Here is a 12797-nt window from a genome sequence, read left to right as displayed (position 1 = left end):
ACGCACAACGTGAACTGACGACCGAGACCGGTCGATCGGCGCACCAGGCGTCGACACCCTCGTTCGTCACCGAGAACGTCGGACTCGAAGGCTCAGAGAGCAGCGTAGAGCGCCTCCTCGAAATCCACGTACATCTTCCACGCGTCGTCTTGGGCGATGAACGGCAACGAGTTCGTGTAGATCGAGGCGGCGATGCCGGTAGCGCGGTCGATGAAGAAGTGAGTGTTGAACAGCCCCGCCCAGGCACCGGTGCCGGCTCTGCGCCGTCCGGGAACGTCCTCGGTGTTCAGCAGCAGACCGTAGCCCCACTTGTAACCCCGGCCGGCGTACATCGTGTCGGTGATGGCAGGGTCCGCAGTCGGGATTTCGGCCGGGAAGTCGATCTCCCCGATCTGGTTGCTGAAGGCGGCGTCGACCGTCGCCTGGCTGAGGATGCGGGCGCCGTCGAGCTCACCGCCGCGCAGGAGGGCTCGCTCGAAGCGGATGTAGTCGCGCGGGGTGGAGTACAGCCCGTGTCCCCCGGCATACCACTCAGGCGACTGGTTGAGGATCTCGCCGGCTGAGACCCATCCGCCGTCCTCCCCCCGCACATGCACCGTCACCGCGTTGGCGTAGCGGGCCTCGTCGAGGATGAACGCGGTGTCCGCCATGCCGAGTGGGCCGGTGATGTTCTCGCGGATCACCACGTCCAGCGGCGTCCCCGCGACAGCCTCCACGACGCGGCCGAGCCAGTCAGTGTTGATGCCGTAGACGTACTGCGTGCCCGGGTCAGCCACGAGCGGGGCGTTGAACGCCTCCATCGTGCCGGGCACGACGTTCGGCACGCCAGTGGCCGCCTCGTACGTGACGAGCTGGTCGTTCCAGAACCAGTAGCCGAGACCCGAGGTGTGGGTCACCAACTGGTGGACGGTGGCCTTGCTGGCGGGATCACGGAGGATCGGCTCGTCGCCGTCGAAGCCATCGAGCACCTTGACGTCGGCGAACTCCGGCACGTACTGCTCGACGGGAGCGCTCAGGTCGAGCTGGCCGCGCTCCACCTGCTGCAGGGCGGCAGTCGTCGCGACCATCTTGGTCATCGACATGATGCGGAAGTGCGTCGACGTCGTCACCGGGTCGTCGGACTCGCCGGCGATCCGGACACCCGCACCGCCCTCGTAGAAGACGCCGTCGGCGTCCGCGGCGATGGCCGCGACGTGCGGCACGGCACCCCCCTGGACGGCGTCCTGCAGCACCCGGTCGATGCCGCTGCCGTCGATGTTTCTGGTCATGATGACCTCCAGTTGGTTCGGGTCCACGATGGCGTCGAGGACGGTGTCCCCCGTCACACTTGCCGGTCGGCGGCGCGATCGGAACCGACAGCGCGACGCAGATCGGCACCCCGGGCCCGCCAGGTGGCGGGCCAGCCCCTCGTCATCCGCCGAACCATGGCCAGCGACCTCGCGTCGGGGGTAGCCTCCGTGCAACACGACCAGGAAGGAGACGGTGATGCCAACCTCTGGCTTGGCACGACCGGCCTTCGATCCCGAGCTGAAGGCGGGGCTCTCGGTGGTGGGTGGCATGTTCCCGCCGACGATCACCCCGGACTTGATCGACTTCATGCGTACGTCCTATGCGTCCCCACCGCTGGGGGACCTTCTCCGCGACCGCGGCATCGAGCGCCAAGACCACACGTGCCGCGGCCACCAGGGGGACCCCCTGGAACTCTCGGTCCTACGGCACCGTGCCGCGACCGGCCGCGTGCCCGTCGTGGTCTATGCACATTCGGGTGGACTGATGTTCGGAGACCGTTTCAGCGGCATCGACCTCGTGCTGGACTGGGTCGACGAGCTGGGCGCAGCGCTCATGACCGTCGAGTACCGCCTCGCGCCGGAATGCCCTGACCCCTACGGCCGGGAGGACATGTATCAGGCGTTGCTGTGGCTCGCGGACCACGCCGAACAGCTGCAGGTTCGCACCGACCGCATCATGGTGGCGGGGGCAAGTGCCGGCGGCGGCTTGGCTGCGGGTCTTGCCCTGGCCGCTCGCGACCGGAGCGGACCCAGCCTCTGCGGGCAGGTGCTCGACTACCCGATGCTGGACGACCGGTGCAGCACGCCCTCGACCTCACAGTTCGATGGAGTCGGGGTGTGGGACCGGATCAGCAACATCACCGGTTGGGACGCGCTGCTGGGGGATGCCCGAGGGTCGACGACGGTCTCGCACTACGCTGCCCCGTCCCGCGCCACGAACCTCGCCGACCTCCCCCCCGCGTTCATCGACGTGGGCGCGGCGGAGATCTTCCGCGACGAGGCGATCGACTACGCCAACGGCATCTGGCGCGCAGGGGGCGACGCCGAGCTGCACGTCTGGTCAGGCGCCTTCCATGCCTGCGACATCTTCGCTCCTCACACGACCGTGGGCCGCAGCATGATCGCAGCCCGGAACTCGTGGGTGGAGAAGATCCTTGCCGACTGACCACTCCCGACCGGCGGAGGCGAGCTAGGTGCAGGAGCTCCTCGGGCGCATCGCGCGGCTCGACCCGAGTGCGAGCCTCGGCCTGCGCGTCATCGCCTGCTTCGACGAGCTCGTCGTGGGCAACGTCAACACCCGAGCGCTCCTTGCCGCCGCCGCTTCCCTCGCCGCTTGCCCGGCCGGCTTCCGCCAGCGTTCCCCCGCGCGGACCATCCGCATCACCCCCGACGGACACCACGTGCCATCGGGGGCGCCCCCTCCCTCACCTCGTCCGGAGATGGTCTCCGCACCGGCGGGCGACCTGGAGGTCTGGCTCGAGCGGGAGGGGGCGGCACAGCCGAACGACGCCATCATCCTGGAGCGCCTGGCCTTGGCGGTGCGCATCCGTCACGGGCACGGGCGCCGCGAGTTCGACAACCGTCGGCACTTCGGGCTGCTCGTCGACGAGTCGGTCACGGAGAACCAGCGCTGCGTCTCGGCCACCGCCCTCGGCTTGGACATCGACCGTGACTACCGCGTCGCGGCCGCACCTCTGTTCGCCGTCTGGGACGCTCATCCCTCCGGACCCGAGGACGTCGTCCCGACCCGTTTCGGACCCATCCACGCAGTGGTCGTCCCGGCAGACGCCGGCTCCGTGGCGGCCAGCCCCTGCGGCGTCGGGTCCGCTACCCGACCCGTCGACCTGCACCGCTCGTTCCGCACCGCCCTCGTGGCCCTTCGGCTGTGCGAGCCACCGACCACGGGCCTGGTGCACGCCGACGACCTCGGCGGCCTCGTCGGCCTGCTGGCGGACACTGGTGACACCACGACCAGCCCAGACGTCGAGCGCCTCGCCACCGTCCTGACCCACCCCTGGGGACTGCCCACCGTCCAAGCCATCATCAGCACCGGCACCGTCCGCCAGGCCGCGCGCGCGGCGGGCGTCCATCACAGCACCATGCAGGACCGCATCGACACCATGGAGCAGACGCTCGACTTCGACCCCCTCGACGGCTTCGGCCGGACACGGCTGGGCACCGCGCATCTCATGTGGCGCCTGCGCACCTCCCACGTGCTCGAGCTGCCGCCCCCTCACTGACCCCGGTCCTCCAGCCGCGGACGGCATCGGCACTGCCTCGCCGAGGGGAGAGCACCGCCCCTGGTGTCGTCGAACGTCAGGGCTACGGCTCGATGTCGCGTCCACCCGGCGAGAGATCGGCTGCGCATGGCGAAGGCCCCCTCACCGTCTCCGGTCAGGGGGCCTTCTCGTGGTAGCGGGGACAGGATTTGAACCTGTGACCTCTGGGTTATGAGCCCAGCGAGCTACCGAACTGCTCCACCCCGCGTCGCACTCAGTACTTTACGGCACGGTGAACGCCGATCCAAATCGGGGGGTGCGGTCTCGGGTCGCCACTCTCATGATCGCCTCGTACCGTGGGGTGCGGAAGGAGGCGACGTGATCGCAGATCGCTACGAGCTCGACCGTGAGATCGGTCGGGGCGGTGCCACGAGCGTGTGGGTCGCGCACGACACCGTGCTCGGTCGTACCGTCGCGCTCAAGCGCCTCGGTCACGCGCCCGGCTCCTCCGAGATCGATGCCGCCCGTGCCGAGCGCGAGGCGCACCTCGCCGCGCGCGTGCACCACCCGAACATCGTGGCCGTCTACGACATCGCCGACGACGACGAGCACACCTGGCTCGTCATGGAGTACGTCGACGGACCGACTCTCGCCGACCTGTGCGACGGCATGCCGCTGGAGGCCGACCGCGCCGCCCGCCTGCTCGCCCAGGTTGCCGATGCGCTCGCCGCCGCGCACGACGCCGGCATGATCCACCGCGACGTCAAGCCCTCCAACGTCTTCGTCGCCGACGGCGACGTGGCCAAGCTGGGCGACTTCGGCATCGCGCGCCGCGAGATCGACGAGGCGCTCACGCGCACCGGCCTGATCACCGGCTCCCCGGCCTTCCTCTCCCCCGAGATCGCCCGCGGGCGCACCGCCACCACGGCGAGCGACGTATGGGCCTTCGGGATCACCGCGTTCCACGCCGCCACCGGGTCCCCGCCGTTCGACGTCGCCGACGACGACCCGATCACGGCCGTGCAGAAGATCCTGGACTCGGCCACGCCGATCCTCCCGGCCGACCACCCGCTGGCTCCGGTCGTCGCGGCCACCATGCAGCAGGAGCCCGACGAGCGGGCCTCGATGCGCGAGGTGGCCGGCCTGCTGCACGACATCGTCCACCCCGGCGCACCGCGCCGGTCGGCGCTGGCCGACCTGCTGATCGACCACGTCTCCCGCGACGACTTCGCCGACGACCAGCCGCCGCGACCCGCGCCCGCGAGCATCGCGCCGGTGCGATTCACGGCTGCCACGGAGCTCACGGCGCCGCCCGACTCGACCGTCCGGCGCGACCCCCACGCCACCCGGGTCACGCCGCTCCCGGCGCCCGAGCAGCCGAGCCGGGGCTCGCACGCCGCTCCCCCGCCGATGTGGCGCGACCGCCGCTTCGCACTCGCGGCCGCAGCCGCCGTCGCGGTCCTGGCCTCGGCGGTCACCGGCGTGGCCCTCAGCTCCGGCGGTGACGACGGCTCCAGCACCGTCGCCTCGGCCGATGGAGGCGAGGGCTCCGGTGGGGAGTCGACGTCGCTGGCCGAGCGGCTCGAGAAGTTCGCCAACACCTACGTCACGACCGCCGCCGGCGACCCGCGCAAGGGCTTCGAGCTGCTCACCACCGAGTACCAGCAGGCCAGCGGTGGGCTCTCCGGCTACGAGAGCTTCTGGAGCAAGGTCGAGGACGTGCGCGTCGAGCGCGTCTCGCCCGATCCCGAGGCCATGCGCGTCACCTACATCTACTCCTACCTCTACGAGGGCAGCCGGCGCACCGAGACCGTGACGCTCCAGCTCACCAAGGACGGCTCCAGCTACCTCATCGACGGCGCCGAGTCGATCTGAGGCCCGCCGGGCACCCTCAGGGCTCGAGCGTCTCGCGGGCCAGCACCGAGTTGGGCCGGAACGACACCGGCTCCCCCCGCCGCGCGGGCCTGACCAGGTCGAATCCCGCCGTCGTCACGAGCACCCAGCGTCGCGGACGCTCCGGGCGGCCGAGTCGCTGACGGACCTCGCCCGCCACCTCCCGGGCACACGCCTCGTGGCAGGGCGGGAACGCGAACTCACCGTCGAGCGCCTCGTCGGACGAGCCGACGAGTGCGATCGGTCGAGCCAGCGTCGACCCGCACACCCCGCAGATGCGGCTCAGGGCGCACCGGATGGCCCGCTTCTTGACCACCTGGTCGTGCGAGCCGACGCCCTCGTCGTCGACGCAGGCGAACGGCAGTGCCGCGCCGTCGACCACGGGGCCCCTCACGACGACCGTCGGACCGCTCACTGGGCAGCGGCGGTGCTCGTCCACCGCCCCAGCTCGTGGCGACGGCCCGGACGCTCGTCGTCGCGGCGACGCCCACGCGGGACCGGGGGCGGCGTGGCGTCGTCCTTGGTGCGGCGGTTGGGCAGCGACAGCTTCATGATCGTGCGCAGCACCTGTCCGTACTGACGGTGCAGCGGACCGGTCGTGTACGGGATGCCGTAGCGCCCGCAGATGTCTTGCACCTTCTCGGAGATCTGCGCGTAGCGGTTGCTCGGCAGGTCGGGGAACAGGTGGTGCTCGATCTGGTAGCCCAGCTGCCCGCTCATGATGTGCAGCAGCTTGCCGCCCTGGAAGTTCGCCGAGCCGAGCATCTGGCGCAGGTACCACTCCGCGCGCGTCTCGTCCTCGAGCTCCTCCTCCGTGAAGTGCACGGCCCCGTCGGGGAAGTGCCCGCAGAAGATGATCATGTACGCCCACACGTTGCGGATGATGTTGGACGTGAAGTTCGCCGTGAGGGTGCTCATGAACGCCGGGCCGGTCAGGGCCGGGTACACGACGTAGTCCTTGAGCGCCTGCTTGCCGACCTTGTCGCCGATCTGCTTGAGCTGACGCTTGAGCAGCTTCGGGTCCTTCTCGCCCTTGCGGATCGCCTCGATGTCGAGGTCGTGCAGCGCCACGCCCCACTCGAAGAACATCGCCAGGAGCGCGTTGTAGATCGGCTGCCCCAGGTTGTAGGGCGTCCACTTCTGGTCGCGGCTCATGCGCAGGATGCCGTAGCCCACGTCGTTGTCGTGGCCGAGCACGTTCGTGAACTGGTGGTGGATGTAGTTGTGCGAGTGCTTCCACTGCTCCGCGGGCTGGGTGGTGTCCCACTCCCAGCTGCTGGAGTGCACCTCCGGGTCGTTCATCCAGTCCCACTGACCGTGCATCGTGTTGTGGCCGATCTCCATGTTCTCCAGGATCTTGGCCGACGACAGCAGTGCCGTGCCGAGCAGCCAGGCCGGCGGGAACATGCTGGCGAACAGGGTGATGCGCCCGGCCGCGGCGAGGCGACGCTGCAGCGTGATGATGCGCATCACGTAGTCGCGGTCGCCCTGACCGCGATCGGCCTCGACCTGGGCGCGGATCTCGTCGAGCTCGCGCCCGATCGCCTCCACCTCCTCGTCGGTCAGGTGGGTGTACTCGCGGACGTCGGCGTAGGCCATGTGTCTCTCCTCAGATCTTGAGCGTGCAGTCGGTGGCGGCGACGCTGATGCAGGTCTGCACGTACTCGCCCTCGGTGTGCTCGTCGCCGCTGCGCAGGTCCTTCACGCGACCGGACAGCAGCGGGACGTCGCAGGTGTGGCAGATCCCCATGCGGCAGCCGAACAGCATGTTGACGCCGGCCTTCTCGCCCGCCTCGAGCAACGTCGTGGCCCCATCGGCCTCGATGCTCTTGCCGGTGTCGCCGAAGGTGATGGTGCCGCCCTCGGCGTCGGTCTCGGTGGCGCCGAGCGTGAAGCGCTCGACGTGCAGCTCGTCCTCGCGGCCGAGCTTCTCGTAGTGCTCGACGATCGCGTCGAGCATGGGCTGCGGACCACACGCCCACGTCTCGCGCTCCGCCCAGTCCGAGCAGATGTCGCCGAGCTGGTCGGGGGTCAGGAAGCCGTCGGTGTCGGTGAACCGCTCGTAGAACGTGAACGACTCCCGCTTCTGGGCCAGCTCGCGCAGCTCGTCGAGGAACATCATGTCGTCCTCGTCGACCGCGGAGTAGGCGAGGAAGACGTCGGGCATGGAGTCGCGGCGGTCGAGGGTGCGCAGGATCGACATCACCGGGGTGATGCCGCTGCCGCCCACCACGAACAGCACGCGCTCCGGCGGCGGGTCCGGGAGGACGAAGTCCCCCTGCGGCGACTCGAGCCGCACGATGGTGCCCGGCTCGAGCCCGCTCACGAGGTGCTCGGACAAGAAGCCCTCGGGCATCGCCTTGACCGTGATGGCCACCGTGCCCTCGGAGCGGACCGGGGCCGACGACAGCGAGTACGAGCGCCAGTGGAAGCGGCCGTCGATCTCGACGCCGATGCCGATGTACTGGCCGGGGTGGAAGTCGAAGGACCAGCCCCACCCGGGCTTGATGACCAGGGTCGCCGACCGCTCCGTCACCTGCTCCACGCGCTCCACCCGGCCGCGGAGCTGACGTGCGGACCACAACGGGTTGATGAGCTTGAGGTAGTCGTCGGGGTGCAGGGGCGTCGTGAGCGCCTTGCCGACGCTGCGCACCCGCCGCAGCACCGGCGACTTCTCGATCAGTGAGTCAGCCACCTCGGACCTGCCTCCCCCGCACCTCGCGGACGCCAGTCGATCGACGCACTGTGGTGTGCGTCACGGCGAGCGTACGTCCGTTCCGGACGACGTGCGCGTCTTCGTCGCCGACCCGTCCCACAGAGTGAGAACACGAGTTACCACGTGCACGATGAGAATGTGCACGTTCGAGTTGCGACGATGAACGCACGAGCAAGAATTGAACACGTTCAGAGCGCACGATCCCCGACACCCACGGAGGCACCAGCATGAGCACGCTCGAGTCCAACGGCATCCAGATCGAGTACACCGACCACGGCGGCGACGGTCGACCGGTCGTCCTGATCCACGGCTGGCCCCTGAGCGGCGCATCCTGGTCCGAGCAGGTACCCGCCCTGACCGCCTCCGGCTACCGCGTCATCACCTACGACCGTCGTGGGTTCGGCGCCAGCGACAAGCCCGAGACCGGCTACGACTACGACACCTTCGCCGAGGACCTGGCCGGGCTGCTCGAGCAGCTCGAGGTCACCGACGCCACGCTCGTCGGCTTCTCGATGGGCGGTGGCGAGGTCGCCCGCTACCTCGGCGCCCGCGGGTCCGAGCGCATCCGCTCGGCCGTGTTCGCCGCTGCCGTCCCGCCGTTCCTGCTCAAGACCGACGACAACCCCGACGGCGGCCTCGCCCAGGAGGACGTGGACGGCATGAAGCAGGGCGTCGAGTCCGGCCGCGAGGGGTTCCTCGACGGGTTCACGACCGACTTCTTCAGCGCGAACGGTGAGCTCAAGGTCACCGAGGAGCAGCGCCAGGAGGCGATCGCCCTCGTCGAGCCCGCCAGCACCACGGCGATGCTCGGCTGCATCGACGCCTTCGGCACCACCGACTTCCGGGCCGACCTGGAGAAGATCGACGTCCCGGTCCTGGTGGTCCACGGCGATGCCGACGGCATCGTCCCCTTCGAGGTCTCCGGCAAGCGCACCGGCGAGACGGTCAAGGACGCCACCGTCCACGTCGTGGCCGACGGCCCGCACGGGTTCAACGTCAGCCACGCCGACGAGCTCAACCGCGTGCTCCTGGAGTTCCTGCAGCGCTGAGACCCGCAGGACCCCGCATCCGAAGCCCCTTCCGTCCACACGGGAGGGGCTTCGTGCCGCCTGCGGACCATGGTGACGATCCGGTGAAGTGGCGTTGCGAGCGCCGAGTGCCTCTGGCGCACCCGGCCGTCCGGGGTGAGACTGGGCAGGCACGTCACGCCCCACGGGCGGACGCGCCTCGTCCCACGGGGGGACGCCGGGCCTCGGCCCGGATGTAGAGAGGACGCACCACCTTGCGCACACGTCGCACACCTCTGCTCCGAGCAGGAGCAGCATCCACCATCGCCCTCGCCCTCGCCGTCACCTCGGCGAGCACGGCGGGCGCCGCCACCGACGATCCACGGGCCAAGCTCGACAAGGCTCCCGAGCGGACCGTCCAGACCGACGAGGTGAAGGACGCTCCCGCGTCCGACAAGCTCGGCCAGGCCGACCGCGAGCTCCTCGCCGACGCCCGCAGCGACGGCGCGAAGCGCGTGACCGTCATGATCGCTACCGAGCGCAAGGCCACCAAGGCCGTGGTCGACTCGTTGGAGTCCGCCGGCGCCTGGGTCGGCCGGGTCGACGACAAGCTCGGCTACGTCCGGGCCAGCGTCCCCACCTCCCGCGTCGAGAAGGTCGCCGCGCTCTCCAAGGTCGACGCCGTCGACCTCGACGAGACCATCCCGATCGACGACCCGCAGCCCGGCAAGACCTCCACCGCCGGCTCCGCGCCGTCCACGGCGCCCGGCAAGGGCACCCCCGACGCCAACCCCTACATGCCCACCCGTGAGACCGGCACCGTCGACTTCAAGAAGAAGAACCCGAGGTACGACGGCCGCGGCGTCACGATCGGCGTCATCGACTCCGGCGTGGACCTCGACCACCCGGCCCTGCAGAAGACGACCACCGGCGACCGCAAGATCGTCGACTGGGTCACCGGCACCGACCCGGTGCTCGACAGCGACGGCACCTGGCGCCCCATGGTCACCGAGGTCAGCGCCGCTCCGACGTTCTCCTACGCGTCGGCCACCTGGACCGCGCCGCGCTCCGGCGACTTCCGCGTCAGCCGGTTCAGCGAGAGCATCACCGCCGGCAGCGAGCCGGGCGGCGACGTGAACCGCGACGGCGACACGACCGACCAGTTCGGCGTGCTCTACGACACCTCGACCAACGACATCTGGGTCGATGCGAACCAGGACCGCACCTTCACCGACGCCGAGAAGATGCGCCCCTACAAGGAGGCGTTCCAGGTCGGCCACTTCGGCACGGACACGAAGGGCACCGACGTCGTCGAGTCCATGCCGTTCGTCGTCGAGTTCCGCGAGGACGTGAGCCTCGCGCCGTACGGCCTGCCCGGCACGGCCGACTTCGTCAACATCGGCATCGTCGAGGACGCCCACGGCAGCCACGTGGCCGGCATCGCCGCCGCGAACTCGATGTTCGGCGGCGACATGGACGGTCAGGCCCCCGGCGCGAAGATCGTGTCGTCCCGTGCCTGCACGTGGGGTGGCGGCTGCACGTCCGCGGCCCTGCTCGACGGCATGGTCGACCTCGTCACCAACCGCGGCGTCGACGTGGTCAACATGTCCATCGGCGGGCTGCCGGCGCTCAACGACGCCAACAACGCCCGCGCGACGGTCTACGACCGGCTCATCGACGACTACGGCGTGCAGCTGTTCATCTCGGCCGGCAACAGCGGCCCGGGCCTCAACACGATCGGTGACCCGTCGGTCGCCGGCAAGGTCGTGAGCGTCGCCTCCTCGATCTCCAAGGAGACCTGGAAGTCCAACTACGGCTCGGTCGTCTCGGCGCCGCTGGCCCTGCACCCGTTCTCGTCGCGGGGACCGACGGAGTCCGGCGGCTTCAAGCCGAACATCTCCGCACCTGGCTCGGCGATCTCGACGGTGCCGCAGTGGCTCAAGCAGCCCGACCTCGCCGAGGCCGGCTACACGCTGCCCGTCGGGTACGCGATGTTCAACGGCACCTCGATGGCGTCGCCCCAGGCCGCCGGCGCCGCAGCCGTGCTCCTGTCGGGGACCTTCGCCAAGGAGATCCCCGTGACCCCGAAGCGTCTGCGCGACGCCCTGTACAGCGCGGCCAAGCCCTTCAAGGGTGAGTCCGTCGCCGGTCAGGGCACCGGCCAGCTCGACGTCGCGGGTGCCTGGAAGCTGCTGCAGAAGAAGGCGACCACGGCCGACTACACGACCGACGCACCGGTCTGCACCCCGCTGTCGGACTTCCTGGCCAAGCCGGGACGTGGCACGGGCGTCTACAACCGCTGCGCCGCGGGTGAGGGCGGACAGGTGCTGAAGAAGGCCAAGGCCTACAACGTGAAGGTCACCCGCACGTCGGGCACGGCCAAGTCGGTCAAGCACCGGGTGAGGGTCGTCGGCAACGACGGCACCTTCAAGGCGCCCAAGACGATCTCGCTCGCCAAGGGCAAGGCCGCCACGCTCAAGGTCACGGCCACCACGAAGAAGCAGGGTGCCCACGCGGCCATCGTCGAGATCGACGACCCGGCCACCCCGGTGGTCGACCACCGCGTGATGGTCACGGTCGTCCAGTCGTCGGCCCTGGCCAAGCCTGCGTTCTCCCAGGAGAGCCGCGGCACGGTCGAGCGGAACCGTTCCACGTCGTACTTCGTGACGGTCCCCGAGGGCTCGAAGGCCCTGCAGGTGAACCTGTCGGGCATCGCGACCCGCAGCCAGACGCGGTTCATCGCGATCAACCCGTACGGCGTGCCGGTCGACTCGACGGCGTCCACCGCCTGCTACACCAACTTCAGCGACGCCAAGGCCTGCAAGCCGACGTCGCGAAGCTACGCCGACCCGCTGCCGGGTGTGTGGGAGATCGAGGTGGAGTCGCGCCGCACGTCGCCGCTGCTCGAGAACCCGTTCACCCTGACGGCCGCGGCCCAGGGCATCACGGTCGAGCCGGCAACCCAGGACGTCGCTCCGGCGGCCGACGGTGGCCCGATCGACCTGGCCTGGACGCTGAAGAACGAGTTCGGCGCCGTGGCGGTCACCCCGCGCGGCGGCGACCTGGGTAGCGCCCTGTCGGAGCGCAAGAGCATCGACGACGGTGACCAGCAGTCGTACGAGGTCGAGGTGCCCGAGGGTGCCTCGAGCCTGACGGCGACGATCGGCAGCACGTCCGACGCCGGTGCCGACCTCGACCTGACGGTCCTCGGACCCGACGGCTCGCAGGCCGGTCAGTCCGCCGACGGCGACTCCGAGGAGTCGGTGACCCTCGAGGCGCCCGACGCCGGCACCTACACCGTCGTGGTCGACGGCTACGCGGTGCCGACCGGCACCACGGAGTACGACTACCTCGACGTGTTCTACTCCGGCGGCCTCGGCACGCTCGACGTCGACGGTGGCGAGCTCCAGCTGGCTCGCGGTGCCACCGCGGAGGTGACGGGGTCGCTGACCGCGACCGCGGAGCCCACGAACGGGCGTGTCCTGTTCGGCGAGATGCAGGTCGTCTCGTCCGAGGGCGCGGTGCTCGGCAGCGGGTCGGTGCGGGTCACCGGCTCGGAGCCCGAGCCGACACCGTCACCGACGCCGTCCGCCACGGGCTCGACCGCTCCGGCGGCACCGGCGACGGCGCAGCCGCTGAAGCCCAGCCCGGGCACGGCCGAGCAGGAGTAGCG

General features: G+C 70.1%; 9 protein-coding genes and 1 tRNA gene. 5 read left to right on the top strand and 5 right to left on the bottom strand.

What is annotated here, in order from left to right; all coding sequences use genetic code 11:
* Positions 1-92: 92 nt before the first annotated feature.
* On the bottom strand, positions 93-1598 hold the full coding sequence (locus ASF35_RS10090) for a serine hydrolase (RefSeq protein ID WP_200914529.1): 1506 nt from the start codon (positions 1596-1598) through the stop codon (positions 93-95).
* Here ASF35_RS10090 and ASF35_RS10085 point away from each other — a divergent pair.
* Both ASF35_RS10085 and ASF35_RS10080 read left to right on the top strand, forming a co-directional pair.
* A complete protein-coding gene (locus ASF35_RS10085; protein ID WP_055968469.1) occupies positions 1558-2454 on the top strand; it encodes an alpha/beta hydrolase in 897 nt (298 codons plus the stop codon). The two genes, ASF35_RS10090 and ASF35_RS10085, sit on opposite strands and share 41 nt — an antisense overlap.
* Positions 2455-2482: 28 nt before the next feature.
* Positions 2483-3529 (top strand): helix-turn-helix domain-containing protein, encoded by a 1047-nt coding sequence (locus ASF35_RS10080; protein ID WP_055966695.1) that lies wholly within the window; start codon positions 2483-2485, stop codon positions 3527-3529.
* Positions 3530-3699: 170 nt separating this feature from the next.
* Here the strand turns inward: ASF35_RS10080 and ASF35_RS10075 are convergent.
* A tRNA-Met gene (locus ASF35_RS10075) sits at positions 3700-3776 on the bottom strand.
* 110 nt (positions 3777-3886) lie between these two features.
* Between ASF35_RS10075 and ASF35_RS10070 the strand changes: the two genes are divergently transcribed.
* The gene (locus ASF35_RS10070) at positions 3887-5383 is read left to right on the top strand and encodes a serine/threonine-protein kinase (RefSeq protein WP_055966693.1); all 1497 of its coding nucleotides are present in this window, start codon (positions 3887-3889) and stop codon (positions 5381-5383) included.
* 16 nt (positions 5384-5399) lie between these two features.
* Here ASF35_RS10070 and ASF35_RS10065 read toward each other — a convergent pair whose 3' ends face one another.
* Genes ASF35_RS10065 through ASF35_RS10055 form a run of 3 tightly spaced genes read right to left on the bottom strand, consistent with a single transcriptional unit; the run spans position 5400 to position 8096 of the window.
* Entirely contained in the window at positions 5400-5795 is a 396-nt protein-coding gene (locus ASF35_RS10065) for a hypothetical protein (protein WP_156364741.1), read from the bottom strand.
* A gap of 17 nt (positions 5796-5812) precedes the next feature.
* Entirely contained in the window at positions 5813-7000 is a 1188-nt protein-coding gene (locus ASF35_RS10060; protein ID WP_055966687.1) for a fatty acid desaturase, read from the bottom strand.
* 10 nt (positions 7001-7010) lie between these two features.
* Positions 7011-8096, bottom strand: coding sequence for a ferredoxin reductase (locus ASF35_RS10055; protein ID WP_156364740.1), 1086 nt, complete (start codon positions 8094-8096; stop codon positions 7011-7013).
* Positions 8097-8344: 248 nt separating this feature from the next.
* Between ASF35_RS10055 and ASF35_RS10050 the strand changes: the two genes are divergently transcribed.
* Positions 8345-9166, top strand: a complete 822-nt coding sequence (locus tag ASF35_RS10050; RefSeq protein ID WP_055966684.1) for an alpha/beta fold hydrolase — start codon at positions 8345-8347, stop codon at positions 9164-9166.
* 233 nt (positions 9167-9399) lie between these two features.
* On the top strand, positions 9400-12795 hold the full coding sequence (locus tag ASF35_RS10045) for a S8 family serine peptidase (RefSeq protein WP_082495470.1): 3396 nt from the start codon (positions 9400-9402) through the stop codon (positions 12793-12795).
* Positions 12796-12797: the final 2 nt, after the last annotated feature.

It is taken from the genome of Aeromicrobium sp. Leaf291 (genome assembly GCF_001423365.1).
Lineage (GTDB): Bacteria > Actinomycetota > Actinomycetes > Propionibacteriales > Nocardioidaceae > Aeromicrobium.
This window is presented reverse-complemented; position numbering and strand designations above follow the sequence as displayed.